At 71.6% G+C, this 17,361-nt stretch carries 20 protein-coding genes; 12 read left to right on the top strand and 8 right to left on the bottom strand.

All coding sequences use genetic code 11. From position 1 onward, the window contains the following. Nucleotides 1–99 precede the first annotated feature (99 nt). Together ACQCO7_RS06570 and ACQCO7_RS06565 are read right to left on the bottom strand one after the other, a co-directional pair. Nucleotides 100–402: a hypothetical protein gene (locus tag ACQCO7_RS06570; protein ID WP_464070933.1), complete on the bottom strand. Its 303-nt coding sequence runs from the start codon at nucleotides 400–402 to the stop codon at nucleotides 100–102. Nucleotides 403–409: 7 nt separating this feature from the next. Then, nucleotides 410–1,036 carry an ATP-dependent Clp protease proteolytic subunit gene (locus tag ACQCO7_RS06565; protein WP_464070932.1) on the bottom strand — a complete coding sequence of 209 codons (627 nt, stop codon included), beginning with the start codon at nucleotides 1,034–1,036 and terminating at the stop codon, nucleotides 410–412. A gap of 62 nt (nucleotides 1,037–1,098) precedes the next feature. Here ACQCO7_RS06565 and ACQCO7_RS06560 point away from each other — a divergent pair, with 62 nt between their 5' ends. From ACQCO7_RS06560 to ACQCO7_RS06525, 8 genes are all read left to right on the top strand, one after another. Further along, entirely contained in the window at nucleotides 1,099–1,377 is a 279-nt protein-coding gene (locus ACQCO7_RS06560) for a type II toxin-antitoxin system Phd/YefM family antitoxin (protein ID WP_050370860.1), read from the top strand. A gap of 152 nt (nucleotides 1,378–1,529) precedes the next feature. Further along, nucleotides 1,530–1,832, top strand: a complete 303-nt coding sequence (locus ACQCO7_RS06555; RefSeq protein ID WP_037782101.1) for an urease subunit gamma — start codon at nucleotides 1,530–1,532, stop codon at nucleotides 1,830–1,832. Nucleotides 1,833–1,840: 8 nt separating this feature from the next. Continuing rightward, nucleotides 1,841–2,152 carry an urease subunit beta gene (locus tag ACQCO7_RS06550; protein WP_010355508.1) on the top strand — a complete coding sequence of 104 codons (312 nt, stop codon included), beginning with the start codon at nucleotides 1,841–1,843 and terminating at the stop codon, nucleotides 2,150–2,152. Beyond that, nucleotides 2,145–3,866 carry an urease subunit alpha gene (locus ACQCO7_RS06545; RefSeq protein WP_464070931.1) on the top strand — a complete coding sequence of 574 codons (1,722 nt, stop codon included), beginning with the start codon at nucleotides 2,145–2,147 and terminating at the stop codon, nucleotides 3,864–3,866. Before ACQCO7_RS06550 ends, ACQCO7_RS06545 begins: the two co-directional genes overlap by 8 nt. Before the next feature lie 159 nt (nucleotides 3,867–4,025). After that, nucleotides 4,026–4,688, top strand: a complete 663-nt coding sequence (locus tag ACQCO7_RS06540; protein ID WP_464070930.1) for an urease accessory protein UreF — start codon at nucleotides 4,026–4,028, stop codon at nucleotides 4,686–4,688. Nucleotides 4,689–4,935: 247 nt separating this feature from the next. Beyond that, complete coding sequence (gene ureG, locus ACQCO7_RS06535; protein ID WP_464070929.1) at nucleotides 4,936–5,613, top strand: urease accessory protein UreG; 678 nt, start codon at nucleotides 4,936–4,938, stop codon at nucleotides 5,611–5,613. Further along, on the top strand, nucleotides 5,601–6,353 hold the full coding sequence (locus ACQCO7_RS06530) for an urease accessory protein UreD (protein ID WP_464070928.1): 753 nt from the start codon (nucleotides 5,601–5,603) through the stop codon (nucleotides 6,351–6,353). The genes ureG and ACQCO7_RS06530 overlap by 13 nt, the downstream gene beginning before the upstream one ends. 135 nt (nucleotides 6,354–6,488) lie before the next feature. After that, a complete protein-coding gene (locus ACQCO7_RS06525; RefSeq protein WP_464070927.1) occupies nucleotides 6,489–8,081 on the top strand; it encodes an alpha/beta hydrolase in 1,593 nt (530 codons plus the stop codon). Nucleotides 8,082–8,182: 101 nt separating this feature from the next. Here the strand turns inward: ACQCO7_RS06525 and ACQCO7_RS06520 are convergent, their stop codons facing one another. The 4 genes from ACQCO7_RS06520 to ACQCO7_RS06505 form a co-directional block, all read right to left on the bottom strand. Continuing rightward, nucleotides 8,183–8,884, bottom strand: coding sequence for a lysophospholipid acyltransferase family protein (locus ACQCO7_RS06520; protein ID WP_464070926.1), 702 nt, complete (start codon nucleotides 8,882–8,884; stop codon nucleotides 8,183–8,185). Between the two features lie 122 nt (nucleotides 8,885–9,006). Next, nucleotides 9,007–10,224: an ornithine--oxo-acid transaminase gene (rocD, locus tag ACQCO7_RS06515; protein ID WP_464070925.1), complete on the bottom strand. Its 1,218-nt coding sequence runs from the start codon at nucleotides 10,222–10,224 to the stop codon at nucleotides 9,007–9,009. Further along, entirely contained in the window at nucleotides 10,224–11,033 is an 810-nt protein-coding gene (gene ddaH / locus ACQCO7_RS06510) for a dimethylargininase (RefSeq protein ID WP_464070924.1), read from the bottom strand. Before ddaH ends, rocD begins: the two co-directional genes overlap by 1 nt. Before the next feature lie 115 nt (nucleotides 11,034–11,148). Further along, nucleotides 11,149–11,637 (bottom strand): Lrp/AsnC family transcriptional regulator, encoded by a 489-nt coding sequence (locus ACQCO7_RS06505; protein WP_010355497.1) that lies wholly within the window; start codon nucleotides 11,635–11,637, stop codon nucleotides 11,149–11,151. Between the two features lie 151 nt (nucleotides 11,638–11,788). Here ACQCO7_RS06505 and ACQCO7_RS06500 point away from each other — a divergent pair, with 151 nt between their 5' ends. From ACQCO7_RS06500 to ACQCO7_RS06485, 4 genes are read left to right on the top strand one after another with little or no spacing between them, the layout of a single operon-like run. Further along, complete coding sequence (locus ACQCO7_RS06500) at nucleotides 11,789–12,553, top strand: LytR/AlgR family response regulator transcription factor (protein ID WP_464070923.1); 765 nt, start codon at nucleotides 11,789–11,791, stop codon at nucleotides 12,551–12,553. Nucleotides 12,554–12,594: 41 nt separating this feature from the next. Beyond that, a complete protein-coding gene (locus tag ACQCO7_RS06495) occupies nucleotides 12,595–12,957 on the top strand; it encodes a hypothetical protein (protein ID WP_464070922.1) in 363 nt (120 codons plus the stop codon). Between the two features lie 13 nt (nucleotides 12,958–12,970). Next, nucleotides 12,971–14,884: a sodium/solute symporter gene (locus ACQCO7_RS06490; protein WP_464070921.1), complete on the top strand. Its 1,914-nt coding sequence runs from the start codon at nucleotides 12,971–12,973 to the stop codon at nucleotides 14,882–14,884. Next, the gene (locus ACQCO7_RS06485) at nucleotides 14,881–16,086 is read left to right on the top strand and encodes a sensor histidine kinase (RefSeq protein ID WP_010355493.1); all 1,206 of its coding nucleotides are present in this window, start codon (nucleotides 14,881–14,883) and stop codon (nucleotides 16,084–16,086) included. The genes ACQCO7_RS06490 and ACQCO7_RS06485 overlap by 4 nt, the downstream gene beginning before the upstream one ends. A 16-nt stretch (nucleotides 16,087–16,102) precedes the next feature. On the opposite strand, the gene ACQCO7_RS06480 is transcribed toward ACQCO7_RS06485, so the two are convergent. Beyond that, complete coding sequence (locus ACQCO7_RS06480) at nucleotides 16,103–16,273, bottom strand: hypothetical protein (protein WP_010355491.1); 171 nt, start codon at nucleotides 16,271–16,273, stop codon at nucleotides 16,103–16,105. Between the two features lie 62 nt (nucleotides 16,274–16,335). Beyond that, complete coding sequence (locus ACQCO7_RS06475) at nucleotides 16,336–17,286, bottom strand: cytochrome c oxidase assembly protein (protein ID WP_464070920.1); 951 nt, start codon at nucleotides 17,284–17,286, stop codon at nucleotides 16,336–16,338. Nucleotides 17,287–17,361: the final 75 nt, after the last annotated feature.

Here is a 17,361-nt window from a genome sequence, read left to right as displayed (position 1 = left end):
CCGCCCGGCGGCCCTCCGGCGGCGATGCGTCATCACGCACCCCGCGACGCCCCGGTACGTCACCGCGAGGGAGCACGGGCGGGCGCGTGGGGCGCGCGCTCAGCTCCGGGGCGGCGGCAGCGTCACCCTCGCCGTGCGCCTCTCGCCGTCCAGGACGCGCAGGGCGCGCGCCAGGGTCTCCGCGTGGACCTCGTGCTCGCCGCGCTGGTGCATCAGCGTCAGCGCGTCGCGCAGCGCCGTCGCCTTCGCCACCAGCGCCTGCGCCGCCCTGAGGCCCCGGTAGGTGTCGCCGTCCCGGCTCGGGTTGATGCGGCCCAGCAGGTCGACGACCTCCAGGTAGTGGTCGATCAGATCGGCCTCCGCGCGCGTCAGCGCCGGGAGCGGGGGGAGTTCCGGCAGCATCCAGCCCTCACCTTCCGCCGCTCGCCCCGCGGGTCGACACGATCCGGTCGACGATGCCGTACGCCACCGCCGCCTTCGCGTCGAGCACCAGGTCCCGCTCGATGTCCCCGGTCACCTGCTTCGGGGTGCGGCCCGTGTGGCGTACGAGCATCTCCTCCAGGAGCGCCCGGGTACGGCTCAACTCCTCGGCCTGGATGGCGAGATCGCCGGCCTGGCCCTGGAACCCGCCGGCCTCGGGCTGGCCGATCACCACCCGCGCGCCGGGCAGGATCAGCCGCTTGCCCGGGGTGCCGGCCGCGAGCAGGACCGCAGCCGACGCGCCCGCCTGGCCCAGGCAGACCGTCTCCACGTCGCAGCCGACGTACCGCATCGTGTCGTAGATCGCCGACATCGCCGTGAACGAGCCGCCCGGGGAGTTGATGTACAGCGAGACCGCCCGGTCCGGGTCCTGGTGCTCCAGGTGCATGAACTGGGCCATCACGTCGTTCGCCGAGATGTCGTCCACCGGAGCGCCGAGGAAGACGATCCGCTCCTCCAGGAGTTTCGCGTACGGGTCCGTCGTCCTGATGCCGGAGCTCGTGCGTTCGTGGAACTCGGGCAGGACGTGCCGGGCGTGGGCGGTCGGGCGGTTCATGGGTGACCCTCCTTCTGCGTCTGTAAAAAATGTACAGGACGTACGTGACGTTAGAATGAGGTATGGCCTACGAGATTCCGGTGACGCAAGCCAGGGCTGAACTCGCCGACCTGATCAACCGGGTCGTCTACGGCGGCGAGCGCGTCGTCGTCACGCGACACGGAAAACCCCTGGTGGCACTGGTCTCCGCAGCGGACCTGGAACGCCTCGACGCGATGGACGCGCCCGTCGAGGAGCCGATGATCAGCGCGGTGTCGACGGTCCGCGAGGTGACGTCGGCTCCCCGCGAACGGCAGCGGTTCGGGATCGCGGCGGAGCACCGGGGGCCGGCGGTGGGGTGAGGACCGGGCCCGGATCGCCGTCCTGGGAGTCACAGCTCGGTTAACGTCCCTGAAACGCGCCGCAACTAGCCTCCGATCACGCCACCAGGGCTTTTCCCGTGGCCGCGGCAGCCGGACCTCGCACGGTCCGGCGCGAGGAGGTGAGGTGGGACGTGCAACTGACCCCGCACGAGCAGGAGAGGCTGCTGATCCACGTGGCGGCCGACGTGGCCGAGAAGCGCCGCGCGCGCGGCCTCAGGCTCAACCACCCCGAGGCGGTCGCGCTGATCACCTCGCACATCCTCGAAGGCGCCCGGGACGGCCGTACCGTCGCCGAACTCATGGCGTCCGGCCGGAAGTTGCTCACCAGGGACGACGTCATGGAGGGCATCCCGGAGATGATCCACGACGTCCAGGTCGAGGCGACCTTCCCGGACGGCACGAAGCTCGTCACCGTCCACGACCCGATCGTCTGAGGCCGCCGATGATTCCCGGAGAGATCCTGTTCGAGGAGGGCCCGATCGTGTACAACGCGGGCCGCGAGGTCACCCGGATGACCGTCCTCAACGCCGCCGACCGCCCCGTGCAGGTCGGCTCCCACTACCACTTCGCCGAGGCCAACCCCGGCCTGGAGTTCGACCGCGCCGCCGCGCACGGCAAGCGGCTCAACGTCGCCGCCGGGACGGCCGTACGCTTCGAACCGGGGCTCCCCGTCGACGTCGAACTCGTCCCGCTGGCCGGCGCCCGGATCGTGCCGGGGCTGCGCGGGGAGACCGGAGGTGCCCTCGATGCCTGAGATCTCGCGCGCCGCGTACGCCGACCTGTTCGGCCCGACGACCGGCGACCGCATCCGCCTCGCGGACACCGACCTGCTGATCGAGATCGAGGAGGACCGCTCGGGCGGGCCCTCACTCGCCGGTGACGAGGCCGTGTTCGGGGGCGGCAAGGTCATCCGGGAGTCCATGGGACAGGCGCGTGCTACGCGCGCAGACGGCACGCCGGACACCGTCATCACGGGCGCCGTCATCGTGGACCACTGGGGGATCGTCAAGGCCGACATCGGCATCCGCGACGGGCGGATCACCGGCATCGGCAAGGCCGGCAACCCCGACACCATGGACGGCGTCCACCCGGACCTCGTCATCGGGCCCGAGACCGAGATCATCGCGGGCAACGGGCGGATCGTCACGGCGGGCGGGGTCGACGCGCACGTCCACTTCATCTGCCCGCAGATCGCCGACGAGGCGCTCGCGGCCGGCGTCACCACCCTCGTCGGCGGCGGCACCGGGCCCGCCGAGGGGTCCAAGGCGACGACCGTCACGCCCGGGCCCTGGCACCTCGCCCGGATGCTGGAGGCGATGGAGCAGTACCCGCTCAACATCGGCTTCCTCGGCAAGGGCAACACCGTCTCGCACGACGCGATGCTCTCCCAGATCCGCGGCGGCGCGCTCGGCCTGAAGCTCCACGAGGACTGGGGATCGACCCCGGCCGTCATCGACGCGTCCCTCACCGTCGCCGACCAGACCGGCATCCAGGTCGCCATCCACACCGACACGTTGAACGAGGCCGGGTTCGTCGCCGACACCCTCGCGGCGATCGGGGGGCGCGGCATCCACGCCTACCACACCGAGGGCGCGGGCGGCGGGCACGCGCCCGACATCATGACGGTCGTCTCCCAGCCGAACGTCCTGCCGTCCTCCACCAACCCGACCCGGCCCTACACCGTCAACACCGCCGAGGAACACCTCGACATGCTGATGGTCTGCCACCACCTCAACCCGGCCGTCCCCGAGGACCTCGCCTTCGCCGAGTCCCGCATCCGGCCGTCCACCATCGGCGCGGAGGACATCCTCCACGACCTCGGCGCGATCTCGATCATCTCCTCCGACGCGCAGGCCATGGGCCGGGTCGGCGAGGTCATCCTCCGCACCTGGCAGACCGCGCACGTCATGAAGCGGCGCCGGGGTGCGCTGCCGGGCGACGGGCGCGCCGACAACCAGCGGGTACGGCGGTACGTCGCCAAGTACACGATCAACCCGGCGATCGCGCAGGGGCTCGCCCGCGAGATCGGTTCCGTCGAGACCGGCAAGCTGGCCGACCTCGTGCTGTGGGAGCCCGCGTTCTTCGGCGTGAAGCCCCATCTCGTCGTCAAGGGCGGGCAGATCGCCTACGCGCAGATGGGTGACGCCAACGCGTCCATCCCGACGCCCCAGCCGATCCTGCCGCGTCCCATGTACGGCGCGATCGGCCGCGCCCCGGCCGCCAACTCCTTCAACTTCGTCGCCCAGCTGGCCATCGACGACGGGCTCCCCGAGCGCCTCCAGCTCGGCAAGCGGTTCGTCGCGATCGACTCCACGCGCGGCGTCACGAAGGCGGACATGCGGGAGAACGACGCCCGCCCCGACGTCCGGGTCGACCCCGACAGCTTCGCCGTCCACATCGACGGGGAACTGGTGGAGGCGACACCGGCGGCGGAACTGCCGATGGCGCAGCGGTACTTCCTGTTCTGACGGGGCGGGGAGGGCGAGGTTGTGAGACGGCGGGCTCTGAGAGAGAGGTTCCGAGATGGCGGGGTCTGAGACCGGGGGTTCCGCAGTGCCGGGTTCTGAGCCGGTCGGCCCCGGGCCGGCGGGTTCGGAGCCGGCGGGTTCCTCCATGGCGGGCTCCTGATGTCCGGGGCGGCGTTGCTCGTCCTCGCCGACGGCCGCTTTCCCGCCGGGGGGCACGCGCACTCCGGCGGGGCGGAGGAGGCGGTACGGGCCGGGCGGATCACCGGAGCCGAGAGCCTGGAGGCGTTCTGCCGGGGGCGGCTGCATACGGCCGGGCTCGTCTCGGCGGCACTGGCCTCGGCCGCCGCCGCCGGTGCCGACCCGGTGTGGCTGGACGCGGCGGCGGACGCGCGAACTCCCTCACCGGCGCTGCGGGTTGCCGCCCGCAAGCTGGGGCGGCAGTTGATGCGGGCCGCGCGGGCGACCTGGCCGGGGCCCGAACTGGACGCGCTGGCGCGGGAGTTCCCCAAGGGGGCGCACCAGCCTGTGGTGTTGGGGGTGACGGCGCGCGCGGCGGGACTCGGCCCCCGGGATGCCGCGTACTGCTCCGTGTACGAGAGCGTCAGCGGTCCGGCGACGGCCGTGGTCCGGCTGCTGAGCCTCGACCCCTTCCAGGCGACCGGAGTTCTGGCGCGGCTGGCACCGGAGATGGACCGGGTCGTGGACGCGGCGGTGGCGGCGGGAACGGCGACGCCACCTCAACTCCCCGCCGCTTCGGCACCGTTGCTGGAGCTGGCGGCGGAGGTGCACGCGGGGCGGCGGGGGAGGTTGTTCGCGTCGTGAAGTTCGGCGGGGGGCGTGGTGAGGTTAGGCGAGGCGGCGCACGCGGCACCGGGCCGTGCACGCCATGCCACGCCACGCCGCACGACACCGGACTATGCACGCCGCCCACGCCGAACCGCACCCGACAAAGCACCATCACCCCCACCTACCTAGGGGCGCGGGGAACTGCGCGAGCAACCACATACGACCCGCACCCGGGAACTAACGACCCCCCCACCCCCTGACCCCGCACCCCAGGAGCCACCCCATGCACCTCGACCACCCCCACTCCCACGCGGCAGCACTCAGTGCCGACGCCCACCGCCCCGACGGCACCCGCCGGGCCCTCCGCATCGGCCTCGGCGGCCCCGTGGGCTCCGGCAAAACCGCCACCGTCGCCGCCCTCTGCCGCGACCTGCGCGAGGAACTCAGCCTCGCCGTCGTCACCAACGACATCTACACCCGCGAGGACGCCGAATTCCTGCTCAGGGAAGCCGTGCTGCCCCCCGAACGGATCGCGGCCGTGGAGACCGGCGCCTGCCCGCACACCGCGATCCGCGACGACATCTCCGCCAACCTGGAAGCCGTCGAGGACCTGGAGGACAGCGTCGGCCCGCTGGACCTGATCCTCGTCGAGTCCGGCGGCGACAACCTCACCGCGACCTTCTCCAAGGGCCTGGTGGACGCGCAGATCTTCGTCATCGACGTGGCCGGCGGTGACGACATCCCCCGCAAGGGCGGCCCCGGCGTCACCACCGCCGACCTCCTCGTCGTCAACAAGACCGACCTCGCCCCGTACGTCGGCTCCGACCTCGCGAGGATGGCGGCCGACGCGAAGGCACAGCGCGCAGAGCTCCCGGTCGCCTTCCAGTCGTTGCGGAGCGAGGCGGGCGTGACCGAGGTCGCCGCGTGGGTGCGGGCGCAGGTGCGTGCGTGGACGGCGTAAAGGCGACCGCCCGGCTGCGGGCCGCCCCCGACGGCCGGGGCGGGACCGTCCTGCCGGTGCTGGAGAGCGACGGCCCCTTGGCGCTGCGCCGCACCAGAGGGACCGGTGAGGCGCGGGTCATGCTGGTCGGCGCGATGAGCGGCCCCCTCGGCGGCGACCGCTTCCGCGTGGAGGCGGACGTCGAGCCCGGCGCCCGCCTGACCGTCGGCTCCGCCGCCGCGACGATCGCGCTGCCGGGCCAGCACAAGGGCGAGGCGCGGTACGACGTGCGCCTGAAGGTCGCCGAGGACGCCGGACTCCGTTGGCTCCCCGAGCCGTTGATCTCCGCGAACGGCAGCGACCTGTACGTCACGACCCGCATCGACGCCGCCCCGGGCGCCCGGCTCGTGTTCCGCGAGGAACAGGTGCTCGGCCGCGCCGGGGAGGAACCCGGCCGCCTCACCAGCCGGTTGACCCTCAGGGTCGGTGAACGGACCGTCCTGGACCAGGAGTTGGCGTGCGGTCCGGGCGCGCCCGGTGGCTGGGACGGCCCGGCTGTCCTCGGCGGCCACCGTGCCGTCGGCCAACTCCTCGTCGTACGCCCGGAGTTCATGGCCTACCCGGTGCCGGTGCGGGTGCTCGCGGACGGCGCCGCCAGTGTCGTACCGCTGGCGGGCCCGGCCGCTCTCGTGACCGCGCTCGCGCCCGACGGGCTCGTGTTGCGCAGGGTGCTGGACGAGGCGCTGGCCCGACTGGGGTGAGAGATCCGGCGAACGGACGTCGTCATCCGCTTATCGGATTGGCAAAGAACGAGCGCCGGGTCTGTTCACAAGAAACGCACAACAGACAGGATCCCTCCCGTACTGATACGTCAACTTCGTACAGGGAGACCGCATTTGAGACCCCACAGAAGAACCGCCGCGCTGGGTTCCGCCGGAGTGCTCGTCACGGCGACCCTGATAGCCGGGGCCGTCGCCGCCCCCACCGCGAGCGCCACCGGCGGCAGCGGCTACGGCCAGGGCCGTGAGTCCGTCGGCGTCGCGATCGCCGCCGCACGGGCCGCGCAGGCCGGCATCGACTGGCAGGACTGCCCCACGAGCTGGGGCCTGGAGAAGCCGATCACCTGCGGCTACGTGAGCGTCCCGCTCGACTACGCGAAGCCGTACGGCAAGCAGATCAAGCTCGCCGTCGACCGCGTCCGCAACACCGGGACGCCCGAGGAGCGCCAGGGCGCCCTCATCTACAACCCCGGCGGCCCCGGCGCCTCCGGCCTGCGCTTCCCGCGCCGCGTCACCACCAAGGCCCCGGTGTGGGTCAACACGTCCAAGGCGTACGACTTCGTGGGCTTCGACCCGCGCGGCGTCGGCAAGTCCGCGCCGATCTCCTGCATCGACCCGCAGGAGTACGTCAAGGCGCCCAAGATGGACCCGGTGCCCGGCTCCGAGGCCGACAAGCGCGCCCAGCGCAAGCTCGCCCGCGAGTACGCCGACGGGTGCGCCGAGCGCAGCGGCGAGATGCTGCCGCACCTCACCACCCCGAACTCCGCGCGCGACCTCGACGTCATCCGCGCCGCGCTCGGCGAGAAGAAGCTCAACTTCCTCGGCGCCTCCTACGGCACGTACCTCGGCGCCGTCTACAGCACCCTGTTCCCGACGCACGTGCGCCGCATGGTCTTCGACAGCGTCGTCGACCCCGCGCGGGAGAAGATCTGGTACCAGGCCAACCTGGACCAGGACGTCGCCTTCGAGGGCCGCTGGAAGGACTGGCAGGACTGGGTCGCCGCCAACGACGCCGCGTTCCACCTCGGCACCACGCGCGACCAGGTCCAGGCGAAGTGGCTGAAGCTGCGGGCCGACGCGGCGAAGGCCCCCCTCGGCGGGGTCGTCGGACCGGCCGAGCTGATCGGGTTCTTCCAGAGCGCGCCGTACTACGACTCGTCGTGGGTTCCCACCGCGACGGCCCTCAGCCAGTACTTCGCCGGGAACGTCCAGGCCGTCATCGACGCCGCCGCGCCCGACCTCTCCGACACGGCCGGCAACATCACCGCGGAGAACGGCAACGCCGTCTACACGGCCGTCGAGTGCGCGGACGCCAAGTGGCCGACGTCATGGAAGAAGTGGGACCGGGACAACACCCGCCTCCACAAGGACTACCCCTTCCTGACCTGGGCCAACGCCTGGCTGAACCTGCCGTGCGCGACCTGGTCGGCCAAGCAGCAGACGCCCGTCGAGGTCCGGACGAACCGGGGCCTGCCGCAGACCCTCATCGTCCAGTCCGAGCGTGACGCCGCCACCCCGTACTCCGGCGCCGTCTCCCTCCACCAGCGCCTCAAGGGCTCCCGCCTCATCACCGAGAAGAACGCGGGCTCCCACGGCGTGACCGCCCTCGTCAACCCGTGCGTCAACCAGCGGGTCGACGCGTACCTCCTGCGCGGCACGCTCGACGCCGCCGACGTGGCCTGCGGGCCGCACGCGACGCCGAAGCCGTAAGCGTCCGCACGAGGGGACGGCCTCCGCCGGGGCCGTCCCCTTTTTCAGGTCCCCTCCGCGTCCCTTTTTCGCGTCACCTTTTGTGCGTCACCTTTTGTGTGTCAACTCAGCGGCAGCCGGGGGAACTTCTGTGCCTCCGCCTTCGCGACGGCCGCGTACTGGTCGACGTACTCCTGACCGGACAGCTTGAGGATCTCGTACATGATCTCGTCCGTGATGGCCCGCAGGATCGCCTTCTCGTGCTCCATCCCGGCGTACCGCGAGAATTCGAGCGGCTTCCCGAACCGGATCGTCACCGGGTGCAGACTCGGGAACCGCTGCCCCGGGGGCTGCGCCTCGAACGTCCCGATCATCGCGCACGGCACGACCGGCACCCCGGCGGTCAGCGCCATCACGGCGACCCCGACCTTGCCCTTGTACAGCTTCCCGTCGTGCGACCGGGTCCCCTCGGGATAGATCCCGAGCAACTCCCCCTTGCTCAGCACCCCGAGCCCTTCCCGGATGGCCGCCTGCCCCGCCTCCTTCCCCGACCGGTCCACGGGAATCTGCCCGGCACTGCGGAAGAACGCGGCGGTCAGCCGCCCCCGCACCCCGGGCCCGGTGAAGTACTCGGCCTTGGCGAGAAAGGTGATCCGCCGCTTGATGACGGCCGGCATCAGGAAGTGGTCGGCGAACGACAGATGATTCCCGGCGACGATCGCGGCCCCGTCCTCCGGGACGTTCTCCAGCCCCTCGATCTTCGGCCGGAACAACACCCTCAACAACGGGCCCAGCAACACATGCTTCAACAACTGGTAGAACAAGGCCCGCTCCTCGCTCCGACATTCCGGCAGGTCAGCCGGGACATCAAGTGGGGTCAGTGTAGGCGGGCGGGGAACGCACGGGAACGGACCCGACGGCGGGCTTCCCGTGCGTTCCCGTGCGGTCAGCTCAGCACCCTCCCCAACACCCCGATCGCCGAACGGAGTTCCTCCTCGGTGATGCACAGGGGCGGGGCGATGCGGATGGTCGAGCCGTGGGTGTCCTTGGCCAGTACGCCTTCCCGCATGAGCCGTTCGCTGATCTCCCGCCCGCTCCCGAGCGCCGGGTCCACGTCGACGCCCGCCCAGAGGCCACGGGCACGGAAGGAGACGACTCCGTGGCCCACCAGGTCCGTCAGGCCCTCGTGCAGGACCGTCCCCAACTCCGCGGCCCGGCGCTGGAACTCACCCGTCTCCAGCAGGTCGATCACGGCCGTGCCCACCGCCGCGGCGAGCGGGTTGCCGCCGAACGTGGAGCCGTGCTCGCCGGGGTGCAGGACGCCCAGCACCTCGCGGCGGCCCACGACCGCCGAGACCGGCACGATGCCGCCGCCCAGCGCCTTGCCCAGCAGCACGGCGTCCGGCACGACCCCTTCGTGCTGGACCGCAAGGGTGTGCCCCGTCCGCCCCAGCCCCGACTGGATCTCGTCGGCGATGAAGAGACACCCCGCGCGCCGGGTCAACTCCCGTACGCCGGACAGGTATCCGTCGTCGGGGATCAGGACCCCGGCCTCACCCTGGATCGGCTCCAGCAGCACCGCCGCCGTCGTCTCGTCGATCGCCGCCTCCAGCGCCGCGAGGTCGTTGTACGGCACGATCCGGAACCCCGGCGTGAACGGCCCGAAGCCGCTGCGCGCCGTCTCGTCCGTGGAGAAGCTGACGATCGTCGTCGTCCGCCCGTGGAAGTTGTCGGCGGCGACGACGATGGTGGCCCGGTCGGCGGGGACGCCCTTCACGTCGTACGCCCACTTGCGGGCGAGCTTGATGCCGCTCTCCACGGCCTCCGCGCCCGTGTTCATCGGGAGCATCATGTCGTAGCCGGTCAACGCGGTCAGCCGCTCGGCGAATTCGGCGAGGCGGTCGTTGTGGAAGGCACGGGAGGTCAGCGTGAGCCGGTCGAGCTGGCGGTGGGCCGCCTCGATCAGCGCGGGGTGGCGGTGGCCGAAGTTGAGGGCCGAGTACCCGGCGAGCATGTCGAGGTAGCGGCGCCCGTCGACGTCCTCGACCCAGGCGCCCTCCGCGCGGGCGACGACGACCGGCAGGGGGTGGTAGTTGTGCGCGAGGACCGGCTCCTCGGCGTCGATCAGCTCGGCAGAGGTACGCGGCTCGGACATGGTCGTCATCAGCGGATCTCCTGGGTGCAGCACTTGATGCCACCGCCGGCCTTGTGGAACTCGGAGAGGTCGACGGGGACGGGGACATAGCCGTGGTCGGCGAGCCGGTCGGCGAGCGCCTCGGCGCGCGGGGCGATGAAGACGTTGCGGCCGTCGGAGACGGAGTTGAGGCCGAAGGCGAGCGCGTCGTCACGGGTCGCGAGGACGGCGTCCGGGTAGAGGGCGGCGAGCACCTCGCGGCTGCCCGGCGAGAACGCCTCGGGGAAGTAGGAGATGTTGTCGTCGTCGAGGACGAACAGCGCGGTGTCGAGGTGGTAGAAGTACGGGTCGGTCAGCGTCAGCGCGATCACCGGCCGCCCGAAGAACTCCTGCGCCTCGCGGTGCGCCTCCCGCGTCGTACGGAACCCCGTCCCGGCGAGCAGGTAGCGGCCGGTCCAGACGAGGTCCCCCTCGCCCTCGACGACGTGCTCGGGACGCCGTACGTCGTACCCGGCGCTCGTGAACCAGGTGTCGTAGTGGACGGACTCGGGGCGCCGCTCGGGCGCGTGGAAGAGGGCGCCGAGGACCCGGCCGTCGACGACGACCGCGGAGTTCGCCGCGAACACCATGTCGGGCAGGCCGGGCGCGGGCTCGACGGAGTCGACGGTGTGGCCGTGGGAGCGGTACGCGCGGATCAGCGACTGCCACTGCTCCTGCGCGAGATCGACGTCCACGGGCTTGTCGGGATGCATCCAGGGATTGATCGCGTACTGCACGGCGAAATGCCGGGGTTCGCAGACGAGGAACCGCCGGGAGCGCGGCACACGGGAGTCGGACACAGAGGGGTTCCTCCGCTTTTACAGTGAAACCTACGGGATGTGATCAACGGTAGGAACTCACCGGTACGAGCGACAAGCAACCGACGTTGCGTGTCGACGCACGATCGCTGCGTGTTCAGGCCCCTTCACGCACGTCCGGTGCGGGGTGGGTGGCGCCCGCCTCCGGAGCCTCCGGCAGCAGATGGGACAGCACCATCACGCTGATCGTCTTCCGGATGAACGGCTCGGTCCTGATCCGCTCCAGCACCTCCTCGAAGTGCTCCACGTCCCGCGCCCGTACGTGCAGCAGCGCGTCCGCCCCGCCGGTCACCGTCATCGCCGCGGTGATCTCCGGATGGTTGCGCACGACCTCCGCGAGCCGCCTGGGGGGCGCGGCGCCCTCGCAGTACACCTCCACGTACGCCTCCGTACGCCAGCCCAGCGCGGCCGGCTGCACCGTCGCCGTGAACCCCGTGATCACCCCGGACTCCCGCAGCCGGTCCACCCGCCGCTTCACGGCCGTCGCCGACAGCCCGATCGCCGCCCCGATCTCGGCGAAACTGGACCGCGCGTTCGCCATCAGCGCCGTGATGATCTTCCGGTCGAGATCGTCGCCAGAGTTCATGCGGGCACTGTATCCAGCGGATACCGCCAAGCCCCGTACATGTGCACAACGCCCGTTCCCCCCCGCAGGCCCTGTCGCCAGGTTTCCACCTGCCGGGCGGCGCTCCGGGCGGACGGTGCAAATCTGGCGACAGGGCCTACACTCCCCATTCATGCTGCGCGCCCTCGCCGTCGACGACGAACGCCCCTCCCTGGAGGAGCTGCTCTACCTGTTGAACGCCGACCCCCGCATCGGCAGTGTCGAGGGCGCCGGCGACGCGACCGAGGCGCTGCGCCGGATCAACCGGGCCCTGGAGTCGGGCCCCGGCGGCCCCGAGGCCATCGACGTCGTGTTCCTCGACATCCAGATGCCGGGCCTGGACGGCCTCGACCTCGCCCGGCTCCTCACCGGCTTCGCGCGGCCCCCGCTGATCGTGTTCGTCACCGCCCACGAGGACTTCGCCGTCCAGGCGTTCGACCTCAAGGCCGTCGACTACGTCCTCAAACCGGTCCGCAAGGAGCGCCTCGCCGAAGCGGTCCGTCGCGTCGTCGAACTCAGCGTCCCGGAACCGCGCGGCGCGGCCCCGCACATCCCCGTCCACGAACCCGACCCCGACCACCTCCCGGTCGAACTCGGCGGCGTCACCCGCTTCGTGTCCGTCGACGACATCACCCACGTCGAGGCCCAGGGCGACTACGCCCGCCTGCACACCGGCCAGGGCAGCCACCTCGTCCGCATCCCCCTGTCCACCCTGGAGGAGCGCTGGCGCGCCCGCGGCTTCGTCCGCATCCACCGCCGCCACCTGGTCGCCCTGCGCCACATACGCGAACTGCGCCTGGACGCCGGTACGGTGAGCGTCCTCGTCGGCAGCGAGGAGCTCCAGGTCAGCCGCCGGCACGCGCGCGAGCTGCGGGACCTGCTGATGAGGAGAACGTGAAGACGCCCTACGGCCCGCCGCCGACGAGGAGACTCTGAAAGGTGCCCAACCAGGACCCCGCCGAGCGCCGCGTCACCGTGACCGGACCGCCCCGCCGCACCCGGCGCCCCTCCGGCGCCTACCGCCCGCGCACCGAGATCGACGAACAGACCACCCTCGGCCACACGTACGTCCGCTCCCTCATGCGCTCCCAACTGCGCGCCGCGCTCACCGCGTTCGCGGTCCTCGCCCTCCTCGTCGGCCCGCTGCCCCTGCTGTTCGCGGCGATGCCGGGCGCCCGCCGCATGACCTGGCTGGTCCTCGGGTTCTGCCTGTACCTCCCGCTCGTCCTGCTGGCCCGCTGGTACGTCCGCCGCGCCGAACGCAACGAACGGGACTTCGTACGCCTGGTCGAAGACAAGTGAACCCCGGGGACCGATGAACTCCTCGTACGCCATCCCCGCCGTCGCGCTCGTCGTCGTCGCGACCGTCCTCGTCGGCGCGTTCGGCCTGCGGATATCCCGTACGACGTCGGACTTCTACGTCGCCTCCCGCACGGTCGGCCCCCGTCTGAACGCCGCCGCGATCAGCGGCGAGTACCTGTCCGCCGCGTCCTTCCTCGGCATCGCCGGACTCGTCCTCGTCCAGGGCCCCGACATGCTCTGGTACCCGGTCGGCTACACCGCCGGATACCTCGTCCTGCTCCTCTTCGTCGCCGCCCCGCTGCGCCGCTCCGGCGCCTACACGCTCCCCGACTTCGCGGAGGCGCGGCTCGCGTCGCGGACGGTGCGCAAGCTCGCGGGCGGGCTCGTCGTCGGCGTCGGCTGGCTGTACCTGCTGCCCCAACTCCAGGGCGCCGGGCTGACCTTGACGGTCCTGACCGGCGCGCCCGGCTGGCTCGGCGGGGTCATCGTCGCCGTCGTCGTCACCGCGACCGTCGCGGCGGGCGGCATGCGGAGCATCACTTTCGTCCAAGCCTTCCAGTACTGGCTGAAACTCACCGCCCTCCTCGTCCCCGCGCTCTTCCTCGCCCTGGCCTGGCACGGCGACGGGGGTCCGAAACAAGCCTTCGACGAGCCCGCGTCCTTCCGCGAACAGCGCTCCGTACGCGTCGACGCGACCCTCGATCTGAACCTCGCGGGCCCCCTGACCGTGAAGGTGACCGGAAGAGTGGACGGCCGCCGGTACTCCGGCACGGAGGTGAGCCTGCCGATGGGCACCCACCGCGTGGAGCGCGGCACGCGCCTGCTCTTCCCGCAGGGCGCGGACGTCCCCACCGCCGACCGGGGCGCCACCGGCGGCATGTCGACGTCCCTGGCGACGGGCCGCGAGGAACGCCCCCTGTACGCGACGTACGGCCTGATCCTCGCGACGTTCCTCGGCACCATGGGCCTGCCGCACGTCGTCGTCCGCTTCTACACCAGCCCCCACGGCGTCGCCGCCCGCCGCACCACGGTCGCGGTCCTCGCGCTCATCGGCGTGTTCTACCTCCTGCCCCCGCTGTACGGCGCCCTCGGCCGCCTCTACGCCCCCGAACTCGCCCTCACCGGCGACGCCGACGCGGCCGTCCTGCTCCTGCCCGACCGCGTCATCGGCGGCCTCGGCGGCGACCTCCTCGGCGCGTTCGTCGCGGGCGGCGCGTTCGCCGCGTTCCTCTCGACGGCGTCCGGCCTCACGATGGCCGTGGCGGGCGTCCTCACCCAGGACGTCCTCCCGGCGCGCAACGTACGCCACTTCCGCCTGGGTACGGCCCTGGCGATGGCGGCGCCCCTCGCCGCGAGCCTCCTCGTCGGCGGCCTCCCGGTCGCGGACGCGGTCGGCCTCGCGTTCGCCGTCTCCGCGTCCTCGTTCTGCCCCCTGCTGGTCCTGGGCATCTGGTGGCGCCGCCTGACCCCACCGGGCGCGGCGGCGGGCATGCTGGTCGGCGGCGGCTCGGCGTTCGCCGCCGTGGCTACCACCATGGCGGGCCTCCCGGTCACCGGCACCCCGCACGCCCTCCTCGCCTGGCCCGCCCTGTGGTCCGTCCCGCTCGGCTTCCTCACGATGATCCTGGTCTCCCTGGCGACCCCGGGCCGGGTCCCGGCGGGCACGGCGGCCATCCTGGCCCGCTTCCACCTGCCGGAGGAGCTGGTGGGGGAGGGGCGGGGGCTGCCGGCTGCGGCTTCCTACGAGGGTGAGGGCGCGGGCCGGGACGAGGAGCTGTACGACCGCGTGCCGCCGCAGTCCCGCCCGCCGGTGCGGGAGAGACCGGCGGACGACCGGGTGCCGTCCCAGTCCGCGGCGCCGTCCCACGAGAAGCGCACCTCCGGTGAAGAGCGCCCCGTCCTGCCGACCCCGGAGCCCGGACCATGAGCGGCTTCCTCGCCGGGCTCCTCGTCGCGGCCCTCCCCCTGCTCGCCGCGGGCTTCTGGCTGGGGCGGCGTACGGCGCGCCCCGAGTCCCTCGGTGGCCTCGGTACGCCGGTCGAGCACGCCACGTTCCAGACCCTGCACACGGCGTCCCTGGCGGCCCCCGCGCTGCGGGCCGGGCTCACGGAGGACTCGGCGCGGAAGTCGGCGCGCAGACTGCGGACGCTGCTCGGGACCGACGCGCTGTGCCTCACCGACGAGAAGAGCGTGCTCGCCTGGGACGGGGTCGGGGCGCATCACCGGGCCGAGATCATGGGGCGGCTGTCGGGGGCGCTGGAGACCGGGCGGGGAGAGGCGTTCCGGCTGGTGTGCGAGGTGCCGGACTGTCCCGTGCGGTGGGCGGTCGTCGCGCCGCTGACCGTGGACGAGCGGGTGCACGGGGCGCTGGTCGCGTGCGCGCCGCGCGAGTCGGCCGTCCTCGTCCGGGCCGCCGCCGAGGTCGCCCGCTGGGTCTCCGTACAGCTCGAACTCGCCGACCTCGACGACTCCCGTACCCGGTTGATCGAGGCGGAGATCAAGGTGCTGCGCGCGCAGATCTCGCCGCACTTCATCTTCAACTCCCTCGCGGTGATCGCCTCGTTCGTGCGGACCGACCCGGAGCGGGCGCGGGAACTGCTGCTGGAGTTCGCGGACTTCACGCGCTACTCGTTCCGCAGGCGCGGCGACTTCACCACCCTCGCGGACGAACTCCACGCCATAGACCACTACTTGGCGCTCGTGCGGGCCCGCTTCGGCGACCGGCTCGCCGTCACCCTCCAGATCGCGCCCGAGGTCCTCCCGGTCACCCTGCCGTTCCTGTGCCTGCAACCCCTCGTCGAGAACGCGGTCAAGCACGGCCTCGAAGGCAAGGCCGACAAGTGCCACATCAGGATCACCGCGCAGGACACCGGCGCCGAGGCCACGGTCGTCATCGAGGACGACGGCGCCGGCATGGACCCGGAGCTGCTGCGCCGCATCCTCGCGGGCGACGTCAGCCCGTCGGGCGGCATCGGCCTCTCCAACGTCGACGACCGGCTCCGCCAGGTGTACGGCGACGACTACGGCCTCGTCATCGAGACGGCCCCCGGCGCCGGCATGAAGATTACCGCCCGCCTCCCGAAGTACCAGCCGGGCGTCCACCCGGCCGCCCGACTGGCACCGCAGTGAATCTCCGGGCTGAATCTCAGGGCTGGCGCATCACTATCAACGCCAGTGTGATCAGCCCCAGCACGACCCAGCCGAACCACAGCCAGCCGTTGCTGCCGAGCGCGACCGTGTAGGCCGTCACCGCGACGAGTCCGCCGACGGTGACCACCCCCATGGTCTTGGTGGAGCTGTCCGTGGAACCGGCCATCGCGACACCCTCCTCAGGGCCGCCCTCCGCAGGGCGTGTCCACCCTCCATGGTGCCCTGATGTCAGCCCTGGCGTGAGTTCAGGGACGCGAGATACGCGTTGTACGCCTCCAGCTCCTTGTCACCGTCCCGGTCGGCCGCGCGGTCCTGGCGCTTCGCCAGGCGCTGGTCCGAGCCGTACCACTGGAAGAGGAGCGCGATCAGGACGATCACCGAGGGGACCTCGCTGAACGCCCACGCGATGCCGCCCGCCGCGCTCTGGTCGGACAGGGCGTCGATGCCGAGGGAGGCCGGCGGGTTCTCGAACGTCTTCACCATCGGCTGCGACGCCATCATCAACGCGATACCGAAGAACGCGTGGAACGGCATTCCCGCGAAAAGCTCCAGCATCCGCATCAGATATCCCGGACGCTTCGGGCCCGGGTCCACCCCGATGATCGGCCAGAAGAACACCACGCCCACCGCGAAGAAGTGCACCATCATTCCGAGGTGCCCCGCCTTCGACCCCATCAGCGTGTCGAACAACGGCGTGAAATACAGCGCGTAAAGGCTCGCGATGAACAGCGGGATCGTGAACGCGGGATGCGTGATGACCGTCATGTACCGGCTGTGCAGCAGGGCGAGCAGCAGCTCACGCGGCCCCTTGCGGCCCTTCCCCGCGACCGGCAGCGCCCGCAGCGCCAGCGTCATCGGCGCCCCGAGCAGCACGAGGATCGGCGAGACCATGCTGATGACCATGTGCTGCACCATGTGCACGCTGAACATGACCATGCCGTAGTCATTGAGCTTCGTACACATCACGAGCGCGACGGTGAGAACACCGAGCACGAAGGAAAGGGTGCGCGGCCAGGACCAGGAGTCACCGCGCCGCCGGAGTTTCAGTACCCCCCACCCGTAAAGCGCGAGGGCCGCAATGCAGGAGATCAGGAAAAAGGGATCAGCGGACCATTCCAACCCCCGCCCCAGCGTGAACGGCGGCAGATCCATCGTCATGCCGTGCCCGCTGTGATCCATAAGAGCGGCTCCAAGATAGTGGGGGATATGCCCCCACAAGAGTAGGACTGCCCCCGACGGCGGCCTCCACCGGGG

The sequence above is a fragment of the Streptomyces saintjeani genome (genome assembly GCF_055409605.1).
Note: the sequence above shows the minus strand (reverse complement) of the source record. Positions and strands in the feature narration are given on the sequence as shown.